Consider the following 15974-nt stretch of genomic DNA (forward strand, 5'->3'; position numbering starts at 1 on the left):
ATGGGCTGATGGCCCAGGTGCTGCAGGCGCGGGACCGTTGCACGGCGTCCGACTGCGCGGCTTTCCGGGCACTGACGGATCACGGCCAGATCGTGGCCCACATGGATGAGCGGACTTATGACGGCCTGATCTTGCGTTACTCGCCCTCATGGAACGCGCCCGCCGCGGCGGGCGCAGGTCCGGTCGCGGTGCTTCCGCCATCGATGCCGACCGGCAAACCCACCAATGCCGAGTTTCCCACCGCCGCGTCGACCCCGGCTGTCAGCATCATGACGCCTGAGCCGGGCGCGGCACCGGCGCCGTCTGCGCCGCGCTCGACCGCACCGCTGGCGAGTGCGCCATTGCCGTCACCGCGTCCTCCGACTTCGACTTCGACGCCGGCCTCTGCGCTGGCGGCGGCCAAGAAGCCGGCGGCACCAAAATCGTCGCGCCCGACGGCCGCACCGGTTCAGCTTGCGCCGACGGTGCCGGCTGCCGGAACGCCGGCGGCCGCCAGCGAGTGATGCTTTCAAAAGCCGGCGCCGGGCGCTAACCTCGCAACATGCCACTTCATCTCATCAAGCTTGCCGTCGGCTGCGAGTCGGTCAAGGAACTCAAGGGCTGGGTCGCCGAGCGCATGCAGGCCGCGAGGAAAAAGGGCCTGCCGCTGCATCATGTCCACGTCACCCGGATGACGCCGAAGCGGGTCGACGAGGTGCTGGCCGGCGGCTCGCTGTACTGGGTGATCCGCGGCGAAATCGCCGCGCGGGAAAAAATCATCGCCATCGAGCCGTTCCGCGATCGCGACGGGATCGGACGATGCCGGCTGATGATGCAGCCCAAGGTGGTCCCCGTGCTGCCGCGGCCGATGCGGGCGTTCCAGGGTTGGCGGTATTTTGCCGACAGCGACGCGCCGCCGGATCTCAAATCCGCCGGCGCTGGAGTGGCCGCGATGCCCGAGCCGTTGCGTCGGGAACTGCGTGAGCTCGGGCTGCTCTAGAACGCTTTCGAAGGAAAGCCTGTCCTGCACTTGATGCGGGGATTAGCGGTTCCGCAAAGCGGATGCACCGAACAAGGAACCGATGCTCTAGACCCCGATATTGTCGATCAGCCGGGTTTTTCCCAGCTTCGCCGCGACCAGAATGCGCACCGGGCCGTCTTTCAGCGATGATATCGGCGCCAGCGTCTCGGCGTGGCGCGCCTCGAAATAGTCGAGCGCGAATCCGGCGTTGGTGATCAGTTCGGCGCCGCCGGTCATCGCGGCCTCGAACCCGTCGCCGGCCCGCAGGCGCTTGGCGCTTTCCTTCATGGCGCGGTACAGCACCGGCGCCGCGCGGCGCTCTTCCGGCAACAAATAGACGTTGCGTGAAGACATCGCGAGGCCGTCGCGTTCGCGCACGGTGCGCGAGCCGATAACCTTGACGCCGAGGTCGAGGTCCCCGGCCATCCGCGTCACCACCCGCAGCTGCTGAAAGTCCTTTTCGCCGAAGATCGCAAAATCAGGCCGGACTTGCGTAAACAGCTTGCCGACGACGGTAGCGACCCCGCCGAAGAAATGCGGCCGGAATCGATCTTCCAGACCCGCGATGGCCGGGCCTTCGGGCACGATCCGGGTGGCGAAGCCGTCCGGATACATGATCTTGACGTCCGGATTCCAGATCGCGTCGACATTTTCGGCGGCGAGCCTTGCGACGTCGGCCTTCCAGGTGCGCGGGTAGGAACTGAAATCCTCCGACGGCGCGAACTGGGTGGGGTTAACGAAGATCGAGACGATCACCCGCTTGGCGCGGCGTTTCGCCAGCCGGACCAGCGACACATGCCCGTCATGGAGCGCTCCCATGGTTGGCACCAGCGCGATGGTGGCCTTCCTCGCGCGCAGGTCCTCGACGGCGCGACGCAATGCAGGGACCGTGCGGACGATCATGGGGCTTCGCGACATCTGGACTCGATCTCTGGAGGGCAGGGAGGCAGCGAGCCCTGACCTTGTGGCGGGGAAGCGGACCTTATCAAGCTCCATGCTTGCCCGCCAAGCCGACAGCACGCAATCAGGCTCCCGCCGATTACACCGACTGCATGTCGAGCGCAAAAAAAACCGACAGCGCTGCCGTACAGTGATTCGGATTTATGATTAAGGCGCACGATCTACGATTTCAGGACTCGCTTGCGCATTTCGCTTGACCGCGGTCGCGCGGAATTTGAAGATATCAACTAGGGGTCGAAACATGTTGGTCCAAACCAGTCAGGGGCAATCGGGCTCAGCTCACGTCGTTGTGCTGGGCAATGAAAAGGGTGGTTCGGGCAAATCCACCACCGCCTTGCATATCGCCGTCGCCCTGATGAAAGCCGGCCAGCGTGTCGCCACCATCGATCTCGATTGCCGCCAGCAAAGTTTCACCCGTTACATCACCAACCGCAGCGCCTGGGCGCGCCGCACCGGCCTCGATCTCGAAATCCCCGTGCATCGCTGCATCAGGCTCGGCGAGACCATGCAGATCGCCGACAACGAAAATTCCGAGTTCCAGCAATTCATGGACGCCGTCAGCGTGGTCGAGCGCAGCTTCGACTTCATCGTGATCGATACGCCGGGGTCGGACAGCTACCTGATGCGGCTGGCCCACTCGATGGCCGACACCCTGGTGACGCCGATCAACGACAGCTTCCTCGATTTCGACGTGCTGGGAACCGTCGACCCCGCGACCTATTCGGTGACCGGCGAGAGCCATTATGCGGAGATGGTGCGGGACGCGCGACGCAAGCGCCGCCAGCTCGACGGTGCATCGACCGACTGGATCGTGGTCCGCAACCGGCTGTCGATGCTGGGGTCCCGCAACAAGCAGCTCGTTGCCGACAGCCTCAACGATCTGGCGTTCCGGCTCGGTTTCCGCTCGATCGACGGTTTCGCCGAGCGCGTGGTTTATCGCGAGTTCTTTCCGCGCGGGCTGACGGCGCTCGATGACATCGACGAGGCGACGCTCGGCACCCGCCCGAACCTCGGCCACGTCACGGCGCGCGAGGAGGTCACGAGCCTGCTCCGCCAGCTGAAACTGCCGCTCGATGAGCGCGGGCGCCGCCGTGCAGCCAACCGGGCTGAATGGTTCAGCCAGGTCGACAAGCCGCTCGAGGTTCACGACATCCTCGGTGCCTAGGATTTGTGGTAAGGTATTACTGCTAAGGGGTCTTGGCGGCGGCTGGACTTGCCAAGGGCGTGTATTGAACCCTTGCGGACCCGCTTTTGCGGCTGTTTTTCACCTCCGTTTTACCGAGAATCTGAACTTGGCTTTCATTTGCCACGTCCGAAAAGAGCGGCGGCGCCTCGGCCTGTGCGTCTGCACAAAAAGGTGCACCGCACAACGAACAGGCGGTCAATTCACAATGTTTAGCCTTCCTGTCACGCCGCCGTGACATATATTAGCCAACAAGGTCGCAGAGTCCTGAGCAAAGGGATTGGGCTCTGACGTTGGTGCACGGGGATCGACATGAAACGTGGAATTGCCATCCTGGCTTCGCTGACTGTCCTGGTTGCGGTTGGATATTTCACCATCAGCAAGTGGGCGATCCGCCATGAGACGCTGACGTTCTACGACGTGTCGCGCAACAACCGTCCGGTCCAGGTTGATGTCGCCGTACGGCGCGACAAGGAAATGCAGGCGCATGCCGGCATGATCATGCTGCCGGTAGCGATCCTCAACCACGGCAATACCGTCAAATTCACCGAGTACTCTTTCCTGGCCAACGCGTTCGCCGCGCGCGGCTACATCGCGATCAGCATCCAGCATGATCTGCCGACCGATCCGCCCATGGTGACAAAAGTCGGCGAACTCTATGTCGGCCGTCAGCCGCAGTATTTGCGCGGCGTCGCCAACATCCGCTTCGCCGTCGCGGAAATGCAGAAGGTGGAACCGAATGCGGACTACGACCATCTGACGGTGGTGGGACATTCGGCCGGCGCCGATATCTCGATGTATTTCGCCAAGCTGCATCCCGAACTGGTCAAGAAGGTCGTGACCCTCGACAATCTGCGGGTGCCGTTTATCACCGACGGCAGGTTCAAGATCCTTTCGTTCCGCTCCAAGGATCCCGTCTTCAAGACTGACCCAGGCGTCATTCCCACTGAAGAGATCTGTGAGCAGGCCGGGATTACGGTGGTCCGCACCGATTTCCAGCACAACGATATGCGCGATACCGGTCCGGATCACGCCAAGGAATCGATCCAGGGCATGCTCGACAAATTCATCGAAGACGACAGCCCGCTCAAGGCAGTCACGACAAAAACCTCGCCGCTGTTGACCGATGCCGGGCCGGTGGCGCCGTTCGTGCCGGTCAATCCTCCGGTCACCCCGGCCGCACCGCTTCAAAACTGACGCCGGAACCGCCTCTGGCATCCGGATTTTGCCTGCGCCACGATCGGGCGGGAGCGACGCGCATTGACCCCTCGCTGATCGCAGCCCACATAGAGCTTGCTGCAATCTGCGAGCGCTGATGTCCCGCGAACCGAACCAGCCGAAATCTGCGACCGAGGTTTCCTCGACGCAAAAGGCCGAGTCCGGCAAGTCCGGTTCGCTGCCGGAAGCGAAGTCCGCTTCGGAAGACATTGCCGCTTTCGTCGCCAAGGCCAGAGCGATGTCGCCGCATGCGCCGGGGGCGCGGGGCCGGTTGGTATTCGCGCTCGACGCCACCATGAGCCGGCAGCCGACATGGGATATGGCCTGCGCGCTGCAGGCCGACATGTTTCGCGAGGCGGCGGCCATCGGCAGTCTCGATATCCGTCTTGTCTACTATCGCGGCCTCAACGAGTGTCGCGCCACGGGTTGGATTTCCGACAGCGCGCAACTCGCGAAGCTGATGGGCAAGATCGATTGCCGCGGCGGCAACACCCAGATCGGCAAGGTCTTGTCGGAAGCGCGACGCGAGGCGGTCGCATCCGCCGTGCGCGCGTTGGTCTTTGTCGGCGACGCGATGGAGGAGAATGTCGATGATCTCTGCGCCAAGGCGGGCGAACTCGGCCTGCTCAAGGTGCCGGTGTTCATGTTTCAGGAAGGACATGACGCCGATGCCGAGCGGGCGTTCAAGGAGATCGCGCGCCTGACCGGTGGGGCATGGTGCAGGTTCGATCCCGGTGCTGCGGGTCAACTGCGCGAACTGTTGCGCGCCGCCGCCGCCTATGCCGCCGGCGGTCGCGAGGCGCTGCTGCGGCTGTCGAAGACCGCAAGCGGGGCCGCCAAATTGCTCGGCCAGATGAAGTGATTTCGTCTCCCGCTTCTGTCAGGCGGGTGATGCGCCTCGCCGACCAGCGCGGGCATGTGCCAGAGCTGGTGCGCCGCGTTCCATGCATTGCCGAGGCCGGCCAGTCCGAGGACGATGCCGAAGAAGGCGGCGGGAATGATCGGCGGCTTGAAGCGCGTCGTCATCACATCACCCCGTGGTTGCCGCTTTCGCCAGCGCGGCCAGTGCGCCGGTCATCATGCCGAGCGCCGCCTCGGTCTCGCCGCCGAGTTCGTGCCTCGTCGCAAGCCAATCGGGGTCATTGTAGGAAAGCCAGGTCGTGCCCGACGCATCCTGCCAGACCAGCGCCTTCAGCGGCAGGTCGATCCCGACGGTCTGAGCCGATTGCATCAACGGCGTGCCGCCCTTGGCATTGCCGAAGAGCAGGACCTCGGTCGGCCGCAGCGCCATCCCAACCGCCGTCGCCCCGGCGGCATGATCGATCCGGGCAAATACCGTCATGCCCTTTGCCTTCACCGCGGCCTCGAGCCGGTTCATCGTATCCTGCGGCCCGAAGCTGCTCCGTATCGTCGTCAATCCCGGCGCCGCCATCGCGCACTCCATCGCCATCCGACTGGGGTCGGATCGAAGAATAATAAGACCGAGTGGCCCAGCCAACGAGCTTTTGGGGATCCTCGTGCGTTTGGGCAAGCCGGACCGCCATGCTTTTTGCCGCCGATGCGCCTATATTGGGCGGATGCCAACCCTGATCGCCGGCGCCGTCGCCGTTCTTCTTCTTTATTCGCTGCTGCAGATGTTCCGTGCAGCCAATCCGGTCGTGCTTGCGCGTGGGATCAAGATCGGCGGCGGTATCGTGGCGCTCGCGGTGGCCGCTTTCACCGGGCTCAAGGGCGAACTCGCGGTCGCCATCCCGATCGGCATTTTCGGTGCGGGTTTGCTCGGCTGGTCGCCGTTCGGGGCTTCGGGTTTCCCCAATATCGGAGGGATGTTCGCGGGCCTCGGCTCGAAACGCTCGGCAGGGCAGGCCTCGCGGGTGCGCTCGCAATATCTCGATATGACGCTCGATCACGACAGCGGCGAACTCTCAGGCCAGATCGTGGCCGGACCCCATGCGGGCCGCAGCCTGGGCGAATTCGACCTGCCGGAACTGACGGCGATGGTCTCCGGCTTCGACGCCGAGAGCGTGTCGTTACTTGAAAGCTATCTGGACCGCAGGTTTCCCGCCTGGCGTCAGAACGCGCAGGGAAACGCGACAGGGCGGGAGAGCCGCGCGGCGTCGAGCGGCAAAATGACGGACGAGGAGGCCTACCAGATCCTTGGCCTGCAGCCGGGGGCGGGGCGTGACGAGATCGGCCGCGCGCACCGCGCGCTCATGAAGAAACTGCATCCCGACCAGGGGGGCTCGACGTACCTCGCCGCCCGTGTAAACGAGGCCAAGGATACTTTGCTTCGCACGCATCACCGTTAACTCCAGACAACGCTACCGACGCCACAAACCGGTGACTTCCGTTCCTTGCTCCGGCTGACGCCCCGTTGCCGCCCGCCGTTATCCGGCGTGGTCGATCTTTCGTGTCTGCAGTATTAACCGCTAAATCTTGACGAGAAGTTTGCAGCGGTGAGGTTGCCGCGTGATCAGGCCCGCGATGTCGGCTTCGCGGACGGATCTCCGCTGTTTTGGGGACAAAGTCCGCGGTTCGCGCGGCGATCGCAAACTGCGCGAAGCCACGACGCCGCCAAATCATGACTGGCGCGAGCAAGGCGCAAACGCGCCTTTGCCCGCCTCATGATTTGTTAACCCATGTGGATCAGTTGCGGACGGTGATGCAGGAGATATCGGAGCGCTTCAGCGTCCGGCACACGGCCTCGGCCTGGTCGCGGTCGAGGCCGGCGAAACGGGCCCGGTACAGCTTCTTGTCGCCCTTGGAGACGACCGGCTCGGTGAACGGATCGGCCTTCGCGAGCAGACCGTGGGCCTGATTGCGCGCCGCGTCGATACGCTGCAGCGCTTCGCTCTCGCTCTCGAGCGCGCCGACCTGAACGATCCAGCCGGTGTGGACCGCGATCGGCTTGTCGGCGCCGTTTTGCTGGATGGCCTGCAGCTGGGAGCGGGGGGCGGGATCCGCGTAGGCCAATGCCTGGGAGGAGGAGACCTGCGAGGACGAAGAGGCGGGCAGGCTGGATGCGGGGAGCACGCCGAGCAGACCGTTGCCGGTGCCATGGCCGGCCGGCTGCGGCGGCATTTCGGGCTTTGCGACTTCGGTTTTGGCCACTTCGAACTTGTTGGTTTCGGACTTGTTGCCTTCGGCCTTGGCCATGACAGCGCTTGACGTCTCCGGTACTTCCGGGCGTGCCGCCGGGATTGCGCTGGTGATCGGCGTGGCCGGCTGGGACGAAGCGGCCGATGCCAGCTTCACCTGTCCGGCCTTGACCTGAACGGTCTTGACCTTGACCGGCTTCATCGGTTCGGATGAACCGGGAATGGCGGCAAGCGCCTGCGCCTGGATCACCCCATTGGTCAGCGGGGCGGGCTCGGTCCTGGCTGGCGGCACCGCCGCGGCGGCGGCGGCGAAGATCGATCGGGTAACCGATCCGGTCGGGCGGGCCGCAACCGCTGCAACCGGTTCAGCCGCGGCGGAGGCGACCTGAACCTGCGCCTGATCCGCCGGCGCGGGCTGCGACTCGGCGTCGGCCTGCGCAGTCTCGGTATTGCCGTCGGACCCATTGCGCTCGGTGATCGCGGCAACGGTGCGCTTGCCGGCGGCCTTTTCGAGATTTTCGGTGAGCAGGTTGCGCATGATGGCGTCGCGCGAGCCGCCGCTGCGGCCTCCCAGGACCACGCCGACCAGGAACCGGTTGCCGCGGTGCATCGAGGTTACGAGATTGAACCCCGAGGCGCGGGTGTAGCCGGTCTTGATGCCGTCCACGCCCTCGACGTTGCCCAGGAGATGGTTGTGATTGCGGATCGACTGGCCGTGATAATTGAACGCCATCGTCGAGAAGTAGCGGTAATAGCGCGGAAAGCGATCCTGAATGGCGCGGCCCAGTGTCGATTGATCGCGCGCCGTCGTGACCTGTTCGTCATTGGGCAGGCCCGAGGCATTGCGATAGGTGGTCCGGCTCATGCCGAGCGCGCGCGCCTTGCGGGTCATCAGCCTGGCAAAATCGTCTTCGTCGCCGCCGATGGCTTCCGCGATCACCACGGCGGCGTCGTTGGCGGAGCGCGTCACCAGTCCCTTGATGGCGTCCTCGACGCGGATGGTCTGACCCGGGCGCAGCCCGAGTTTGGTGGGAGCTTGTTCGGAGGCGTGCTCGGAGACATCCATTTCGGTGTCGAGCTTCATCTTGCCGGCGTCAAGACGCTCGAACAGCAGATAGAGCGTCATGATCTTGGTCAGCGAAGCCGGATGACGGCTGGCGTCGGGATTGTTGGCGGAAAGGGTGGCGCCGGAATTGCCGTCGACGATGATGGAGGAGAACGCCGGACTGTAGCTGTCGCGGGCTTCCTCGTGGTGGCGGGCGTGGGCGTAGTGGCGGACGTGCCGGTAACGCCGCGCCTCAGCGTTGTCGCTGGTGAAGAGGACCGCTGTGGAGACCGTAACCAGCCCGAAAGCGCAAACCCGCAAAACACGCGAGGAGCCCAAGGTTGTGCGAAGCATGACTTCCCCGTCCCAATTTCTGCCTTGATCACCGGTTCGTGAGGCCAAATTATGCCCAACCGCCAGCGAGGTTTGCCTGCTCGAACCGCTCGATTCAGGCAGGCTTTTCCCGCTTGCTCCGCGGCCGAAGCCGCCATTCTAGCTAAGAGCCTGTACGAGAACGTTTTTCGGCTAGCTGCCCGGACCCGGACAAGCCCAAGAATCAGGTTAGGGGGCCTGAGTTTCCAAAAGATTAATTATCCCTTGCGTGATGCCCCAGGATTCGCGGCTATCGCCTATATTTTTGTGCATCGCACAAATATTCTTGACCTTTTTGTGCGCTGCACTATATTAAGGCGGTGTCAAGGGAGCCGGGACCTCCCGGCAGGTTGCACATCAGTCTGGGAAGGACTTATCCATCATGATCAAAGTTGAAGACATTCAGCAGTACGGCAAGGAACACCTCGATACGGTCGTCGCCTCCGCGGCCACCGTTCAGAACGGACTTCAGGCCATCGCCAGCGCCTATGGCGATTACACCAAGAAGTCGTTCGAAGACACCAAATCGTTTGTCGAGAAGCTGTCTGGCGTGAAGTCGCTGGACAAGGCGCTCGAAGTGCAGACCGAGTTCGCGAAGTCCGCCTATGAGACGTTCGTTGCGGAGTCGCAGAAGATCGCGGGGCTCTATACCGATCTCGCCAAGCAGACCTACAAGCCGCTGGAAGGCCTGGTCGCCAAGTTCACGCCGGCCACAGCTGCCTGATCATTTGCGCATATTCTTGATCGCGTAACGCGATCTCGAAAATCGAAAGCCCGGCCGTTTGGCCGGGCTTTTTGTTTCGGTGCGGCGAGGGATTACTGGGCGACGCGAAGCTTGCTCAGCGCAGTCCCGATCGCGTTGAACGTGGTGACGATCTGGCTGGAACTCGTCAGCATGTAGAACTTGTCCGGGCTGCTCGCGCAGTATTGCAGAATCGCCGAAGTGGGGTCGGCGGGCGTACTGGTGTTCGCCTGGATCGTGTAGATCGTGTACATCGGGTTGCCCTGGGAGTCCTTGGCGTTCTTCAGATTGTCGCACAGGATCTGCTGACGAGCGTCAATCAAGCCAGGGAATTGGCCGCTGCCGCTGGTGTTTTGGGTACTGCCGTTGCCATTGACCGGCCACCGATCCTCGGTATTCAAACCGTCAGACAAGATGATGATAACCCTGTTGTAGGTGGTGTTGGCGACTTCCGCCGGCGCGGGCACGGGGCTGTTTGGCAACAGGGTCTGCCACGCCCAGGCCAACCCGACCGCCTGGTTGGTGCCGCCGGTCGGCTGCATCGCATTGACGGCGGTCTTCAGCGCGGTCCAGTCGTAGCTCAACGGTATGACCGGCTCGAGAGTCGTCGAGGCGCTGCTGCTGCAGTAAGCCGTACTGTTCTCGTAATACTGGTTGGCCGGAAACGGCGTGGTGACGTCGCCTGTCGTGTCGTAGGGCTGCGTACGGTCGGTGATGCAGCCGGTCCAGGTGCTGATGGGGTTGGTGGAAGCCTGGAGCCAGACGTTCTGAACCGTGGGCGTGGAATTGGTGGGGGTCCACTTATTTCCAGCAAAACCAACAGGGACGTCGTCAGTTCCTGAAGAACCAACTTTGCCAACCCGGGGCTGGTTCAGATTATGTGTTGTGTCGCCATAACTGGGCTGCGTCCAGTTGTGGATGTAGAGATTGCCGGTGCAAACCTTGCTGCTGCCGGTGCCGCTGCAGCTACAACCCGTAACCGGATTCCCCGAGGAATTGACCGGACAAACGCAGGAATTGGATCCCGAGCAGAATGTTCCCGTGCTCGGACTGGCTACCTCACTGTCCCAGCAACCGTTGTACTGCGTGTGGGAGTTGGCATCGACGCTTGGGCAAATGTAGCCCGAATAGGTGCCGCTCGCCGGAACCGTCGAAGCGTTTGAGGTGCTGGTCGGGCCGGTGGTGCAGGTGAAGCCGCCGCTGCTGGTCGTGAACGGACACTTGGCGCCCGGTCCCACCGCATGCCAGTTCATAGGAAGCGTGGCCTGGTAGCTTCCATTGTTGGGCTGCGACGTCGGCGGATTCAGCCAGTCGGTCCAGTCGATCCAGGGCTGGCCGGAGTTGCTGGCGCCGAGGTTGACGTCCTTGGCGAAGGGGACGACCGAAATATAGACATCGCCGGGATTTTTGGCGAGCGCGCTGAGCTGGTCGATGAGACCGCCGCTGCCGGCGACGGCGTTTCTCAGTGCCGTGATCTTGCCATTCTGGGCCATCGACCCCGTGTTATCGAGCGCCAACGCAACGCGCATCTTCACGTTGCCCCATGTCGCCGTCGAATCGGCGTTGAAGCCGAGGGTCGGGAAGTTGGCTACCTTCAGGAAGTCGGTCGTGATCATGCCGCTTCCGTGGACCAGGACCGTCGAGGTTGTGCTGCCGCTGCCCGGCGTGTACGTCGCGCTGACCGTAACGCCCTGAGCGTCTTTGCTGGTGTAAAGCGAATTGAAATAGTTTTGGGCTGCCGAATTGATCTGGGATGGCGTGATCAGGCCGGACGTCAGATCCTTGGAGACCATAAGCGCCGCCGAATCGAGGGCGGACTGCATCGAGGAGCGCGCGGCATTGAGGCGGCTGTAATCGACCGCCGCGCCCACGAAGGTGATGAGGGGCACGCAGACGATGCCGAAGATCACGGCGATATTGCCTTGATCGGCGCTGGCGAAGCGGCGTGCCGCGCCACTAATACGACGGATAATGGATGTACCGGCCATGACAGACCCCGAATTCTGGTTTCTGCCGCCATTTCGGGGGGCGCCACTAAACGGCTGGTAAATCGGACCCGAGAAAAACGGGTCAATAGCCGGGCAAAGACCGAATCGGCCGCCAATACGGCTGGGATCGTCAACAGCCGCTTAAACGGCCCACGGATTTTTTGTCAAATCCGGGGGGATTGATTAACCTTGCTGGGATCGCCGGGCTTGGAATCGGACCCGCCGCAGGTCGCATCGGACCCCCATTTGCGCGCTTGCGGCGAACCGAAGGCAGTCCCATATTGCTGTTAACGATCCAGCAGATGGGTCGGCCGGCCGGGAACGGCGATCTGGAAAGCGTGTCCGGGAACTCATCAGGATGCTGTCCGGCAGGAAGGCATCTCCCGGTCGCTGTCCGGTTTCCATGGGGATTTCGAACGCCTGTGCCATGTTGCAATTAGCTTCCAGACCTGACCCGTCCGCGCCAGCCGCCGTCGCCGCATCTGCTCCCCGAATGAGCAACGATGAGAACCGCAGCGGGGCTCCCGGCGGTCCGGCCACGTCTGTCATCGCGAAGGTCAAGCCGAAGACCAAGCGTCCCAATCTCTATCGCGTCCTGATCCTGAATGACGACTACACGCCGATGGAGTTTGTCGTTCATGTGCTGGAGAAGTTCTTCCAGAAGGACGTCGAGGCCGCGACCAAGATCATGCTCCACGTCCATCATCATGGGATCGGGGAGTGCGGGGTGTTTACCTACGAGATCGCCGAGACCAAAGTCACGCAGGTGATGGATTTTGCACGCAAGCACCAACACCCCCTGCAATGCGTGATGGAAAAAAAATAGCGCCGCGCGAAATCCACCGGAAATGGGAACGGGTTTTGCATCAAAAGGCGCGGGACCAGTCAAGCCTGCGCCTTTGTCCGGGCCTTCGCCCGGCTTTTGGATGTAAGCTTGCGGTCTTGGCGAAAACGAGTCGCGGGAACCGCTCTTTTGCCGTGATCTTGTATGACTATATGACAAAGGTTGTTGTTGCCTGACCGGGCAACGGCGATCATGATGATGGCGGGGGCCACAGAGGACGCGATGCCGACTTTTTCCCAAAGCCTTGAACAATCCCTGCATCGCGCGCTGGCGATTGCAAACGAGCGTCACCACCAATATGCGACGCTTGAACACCTTCTGCTGTCGCTGATCGACGACTCGGATGCGGCGGCCGTGATGCGTGCCTGCAGTGTCGATCTCGACAAGCTGCGCACCAGTCTCGTCAACTATCTTGAGACCGAATTCGAAAACCTGGTCACCGACGGTGCCGACGACGCCAAACCGACCGCGGGCTTTCAGCGCGTGATCCAGCGCGCGGTGATCCACGTCCAGTCGTCCGGCCGCGAGGAAGTCACCGGCGCCAACGTGCTGATCGCGATCTTTGCCGAGCGCGAGAGCCATGCCGCCTATTTCCTGCAGGAGCAGGACATGACCCGCTACGACGCGGTCAATTACATCAGCCACGGCATCGCCAAGCGGCCCGGGGTTTCCGAGGCGCGCCCCGTCCGCGGGGTCGACGAAGAGACCGAGACCAAGGGCAACGAGGATTCCAAGAAGAAGGGCGAGGCGCTGGAGACCTACTGCGTCAACCTCAACAAGAAGGCGCGGGACGGCAAGATCGACCCGGTGATCGGACGCAACTCCGAGATCAATCGCGCCATCCAGGTGCTGTGCCGCCGGCAGAAGAACAATCCGCTATTCGTCGGCGAAGCCGGCGTCGGCAAGACCGCCATCGCCGAGGGCCTGGCCAAACGCATCGTCGACAGCGAAGTGCCGGAAGTGCTGGCGGCGGCCACCGTGTTCTCGCTCGACATGGGCACCTTGCTCGCAGGAACCCGCTACCGCGGCGATTTCGAGGAGCGGCTGAAGCAGGTGCTGAAGGAACTCGAGGCGCACCCGAACGCCATCCTGTTCATCGATGAAATCCACACCGTGATCGGCGCCGGCGCGACCTCCGGTGGCGCCATGGACGCGTCCAATCTGCTCAAGCCGGCGCTGGCATCGGGCACCATCCGCTGCATGGGCTCGACCACCTACAAGGAATACCGCCAGCACTTTGAAAAGGATCGTGCGCTGGTGCGCCGGTTCCAGAAGATCGACATTAACGAGCCGACGGTGGAAGACGCGATCGCGATCCTCAAGGGCCTGAAACCCTATTTCGAGGACTACCACCGGCTGAAATACACCAACGAGGCGATCGAAGCCGCGGTGCAGCTGTCGTCGCGCTACATCCACGACCGCAAGCTGCCGGACAAGGCGATCGACGTCATCGACGAATCCGGCGCGGCGCAAATGCTGGTCGCGGAGAACAAGCGCAAGAAGACCATCGGCATCAAGGAAATCGAGACCACGATCGCGACCATGGCGCGGATTCCGCCCAAGAGCGTGTCGAAGGACGATGCCGAGGTGCTGAAGCATCTCGAAACGACGCTGAAGCGCGTGGTGTTCGGCCAAGACAAGGCGATCGAAGCTCTGTCGGCCTCGATCAAGCTGTCGCGGGCCGGCCTTCGCGAACCGGAGAAGCCGATCGGCTGCTATCTGTTCTCGGGCCCGACCGGCGTCGGCAAGACCGAAGTGGCAAAGCAGCTCGCGGCCTCGCTTGGCGTCGAACTGATCCGCTTCGACATGTCGGAATACATGGAGCGGCACACGGTGTCGCGCCTGATCGGCGCGCCTCCCGGCTACGTCGGCTTCGACCAGGGCGGCCTTCTGACCGACGGCGTCGACCAGCACCCGCACTGCGTGGTGCTGCTCGACGAAATCGAGAAGGCGCATCCTGATCTCTACAACGTGCTGCTGCAGATCATGGATCATGGCAGGCTGACCGACCATAACGGCAAGCAGGTCAACTTCCGCAACGTGATCCTGATCATGACCACCAATGCGGGCGCCGCCGATCTGGCGCGCCAGGCCTTCGGCTTCACGCGCAACAGGCGGGAAGGCGACGACCACGAAGCCATCAATCGCCAGTTCGCGCCCGAGTTCCGCAACCGGCTTGATGCCATCGTCTCGTTCGCGCATCTCAATCCCGACGTGATCGGCATGGTGGTCGAGAAGTTCGTGCTGCAGCTCGAGGCCCAGCTTGCCGATCGCGACGTCACCATCGAACTGTCGGAACCGGCGAAAGCCTGGCTGATCCACCATGGCTATGATGAGCAGATGGGTGCGCGGCCGATGGCGCGCGTGATCCAGGAACACATCAAGAAGCCGCTGGCCGACGAGGTGCTGTTCGGCAAGCTGAAGGGCGGCGGCCACGTCCGTGTCGTGCTGATCAAGGATGAGGCGAGCGCCGAAGCCGGGGCGGAGAAGATCGGCTTCGAATTCGTCGAAGGACCGGTCACGCCGAAGCCGGAAAAACTGCCCGGCACGCGCAAGCGCACCGCGCCGCGCAAGCCGAAGTCGGGAGGTCCGGGCGGCGGCTCGAAGGGCCCGGCCTCGCGAGGTCCGCTGGTCAAGGTGTGAGCGGCTGACAATGCCAATCGTGAAGCCGGCGCGTCGCGAGACCGCCGGCTTTTTGATGGGCCGACGCTACTTGGGTTGTTTGTGCCCCTGGATGGACTTGAGGTAGTTGACCGCGGCCTCGGCGTCCTCCCGGCTGAACCGGAAAGTCGGCATATCCGGGTGAATGGTGCTCAGCCCTTCCTCCAACCGTGCCGCAAAGTCATTGTCGTAAAGCTTGCTGTCTCCCAGCGTGCGAAACGGCGGGGCATCGACGTGCGGGCTCCGGCCGGTCTGGCCGACGGCATGGCACCGTCCGCATAGCGTTCCCAGCAGTTCCTTTCCGTGCTGCTGCTCGCGATCGAGGGCGTAACTGGCATTGCCCCAGGCGCAGACCATCAAGACGGTAAGGCATATCTTCTTCATGACCGCTCCCTGCGATACCGCGCCTTGGCAATGGTAAAGCGGAAAACATCGACCGTATTGACCTCAGTCAAACGGACGCGTCCATGCCGCGCGATTGATGAATTGGGCGGTCGTTTGGCGCAGACAGACTGCGTCTATGGAGGGGCTGTTTGCGCTTGATTGCAACAAACAAAAGCGAAGCCACGATCGAAGTTACCAAGAATTCAGGAAGTCGGCGCGCCGCAAGGCCCGCCGTTTTTTTTCGCGGACGATGTCCTGGCTGGAGCCCGGGGCGCGTTTAGCGAAGATGCAGCGTTGGCTGAACAGCGCGACGACGGCAGGCTTACTTGACAAAGCTCAGGTACGAAGCGAGAGCTTCGATTTCGTCCGGGCCCAACGTGCTCGCAACCGTAGGCATTGGATATGCGGCCGAATGATATCCTCGGCCCCATTCTTCGAGCCGCCGCTTCAGGTAGAAATAGGACAATCCTCCGAGACGC

Annotated in this window: 14 protein-coding genes and 2 pseudogenes; 10 read left to right on the top strand and 6 right to left on the bottom strand. The window is 62.7% G+C overall.

The window, feature by feature from the left end:
* A pseudogene (locus QZ213_RS11750) lies at positions 1-503 on the top strand (hypothetical protein); the annotation flags it as partial.
* A 38-nt stretch (positions 504-541) separates the two neighbouring features.
* Positions 542-979, top strand: coding sequence for a DUF1489 domain-containing protein (locus QZ213_RS11755; RefSeq protein ID WP_291686241.1), 438 nt, complete (start codon positions 542-544; stop codon positions 977-979).
* 87 nt (positions 980-1066) lie between these two features.
* Here the strand turns inward: QZ213_RS11755 and panC are convergent, their stop codons facing one another.
* A complete protein-coding gene (panC, locus tag QZ213_RS11760; RefSeq protein ID WP_291686242.1) occupies positions 1067-1918 on the bottom strand; it encodes a pantoate--beta-alanine ligase in 852 nt (283 codons plus the stop codon).
* A gap of 283 nt (positions 1919-2201) precedes the next feature.
* On the opposite strand from panC, the gene QZ213_RS11765 reads away from it, so the two are divergent.
* The 3 genes from QZ213_RS11765 (at position 2202) to QZ213_RS11775 (ending at position 5223) form a co-directional block, all read left to right on the top strand.
* Positions 2202-3125, top strand: a complete 924-nt coding sequence (locus tag QZ213_RS11765) for a division plane positioning ATPase MipZ (protein ID WP_291686243.1) — start codon at positions 2202-2204, stop codon at positions 3123-3125.
* A 330-nt stretch (positions 3126-3455) separates the two neighbouring features.
* Positions 3456-4340, top strand: coding sequence for an alpha/beta fold hydrolase (locus tag QZ213_RS11770; protein WP_291686244.1), 885 nt, complete (start codon positions 3456-3458; stop codon positions 4338-4340).
* A 118-nt stretch (positions 4341-4458) separates the two neighbouring features.
* Positions 4459-5223: a VWA domain-containing protein gene (locus tag QZ213_RS11775; RefSeq protein ID WP_291686245.1), complete on the top strand. Its 765-nt coding sequence runs from the start codon at positions 4459-4461 to the stop codon at positions 5221-5223.
* A gap of 32 nt (positions 5224-5255) precedes the next feature.
* Here QZ213_RS11775 and QZ213_RS11780 read toward each other — a convergent pair.
* Positions 5256-5387, bottom strand: a pseudogene (locus QZ213_RS11780) (dicarboxylate transporter/tellurite-resistance protein TehA); the annotation flags it as partial.
* Positions 5388-5391: 4 nt separating this feature from the next.
* Positions 5392-5703 carry a DUF302 domain-containing protein gene (locus tag QZ213_RS11785; protein WP_365885062.1) on the bottom strand — a complete coding sequence of 104 codons (312 nt, stop codon included), beginning with the start codon at positions 5701-5703 and terminating at the stop codon, positions 5392-5394.
* 235 nt (positions 5704-5938) lie between these two features.
* Between QZ213_RS11785 and QZ213_RS11790 the strand changes: the two genes are divergently transcribed.
* The gene (locus tag QZ213_RS11790; RefSeq protein ID WP_291686247.1) at positions 5939-6670 is read left to right on the top strand and encodes a DnaJ domain-containing protein; all 732 of its coding nucleotides are present in this window, start codon (positions 5939-5941) and stop codon (positions 6668-6670) included.
* 337 nt (positions 6671-7007) lie between these two features.
* Here QZ213_RS11790 and QZ213_RS11795 read toward each other — a convergent pair whose 3' ends face one another.
* Positions 7008-8858 carry a D-alanyl-D-alanine carboxypeptidase gene (locus QZ213_RS11795; RefSeq protein ID WP_291686248.1) on the bottom strand — a complete coding sequence of 617 codons (1851 nt, stop codon included), beginning with the start codon at positions 8856-8858 and terminating at the stop codon, positions 7008-7010.
* Between the two features lie 400 nt (positions 8859-9258).
* Here QZ213_RS11795 and QZ213_RS11800 point away from each other — a divergent pair, with 400 nt between their 5' ends.
* Positions 9259-9600 (top strand): phasin family protein, encoded by a 342-nt coding sequence (locus tag QZ213_RS11800; RefSeq protein WP_291686249.1) that lies wholly within the window; start codon positions 9259-9261, stop codon positions 9598-9600.
* Positions 9601-9692: 92 nt separating this feature from the next.
* Here the strand turns inward: QZ213_RS11800 and QZ213_RS11805 are convergent, their stop codons facing one another.
* Positions 9693-11606 carry a pilus assembly protein gene (locus tag QZ213_RS11805; protein WP_291686250.1) on the bottom strand — a complete coding sequence of 638 codons (1914 nt, stop codon included), beginning with the start codon at positions 11604-11606 and terminating at the stop codon, positions 9693-9695.
* A gap of 493 nt (positions 11607-12099) precedes the next feature.
* Between QZ213_RS11805 and clpS the strand changes: the two genes are divergently transcribed.
* Positions 12100-12432, top strand: coding sequence for an ATP-dependent Clp protease adapter ClpS (gene clpS, locus QZ213_RS11810; RefSeq protein WP_291686251.1), 333 nt, complete (start codon positions 12100-12102; stop codon positions 12430-12432).
* Positions 12433-12672: 240 nt separating this feature from the next.
* Entirely contained in the window at positions 12673-15093 is a 2421-nt protein-coding gene (gene clpA, locus QZ213_RS11815; RefSeq protein ID WP_291686252.1) for an ATP-dependent Clp protease ATP-binding subunit ClpA, read from the top strand.
* 66 nt (positions 15094-15159) lie between these two features.
* Here the strand turns inward: clpA and QZ213_RS11820 are convergent, their stop codons facing one another.
* Positions 15160-15495, bottom strand: a complete 336-nt coding sequence (locus tag QZ213_RS11820) for a cytochrome c (protein ID WP_291686253.1) — start codon at positions 15493-15495, stop codon at positions 15160-15162.
* A 136-nt stretch (positions 15496-15631) separates the two neighbouring features.
* Between QZ213_RS11820 and QZ213_RS11825 the strand changes: the two genes are divergently transcribed.
* A partial coding sequence (locus tag QZ213_RS11825; protein ID WP_291686254.1) for a hypothetical protein occupies positions 15632-15974 on the top strand: 343 nt, incomplete at its 3' end.

This window comes from Bradyrhizobium sp. (assembly GCF_017881085.1).
Taxonomy (GTDB): Bacteria; Pseudomonadota; Alphaproteobacteria; order Rhizobiales; family Xanthobacteraceae; genus Bradyrhizobium.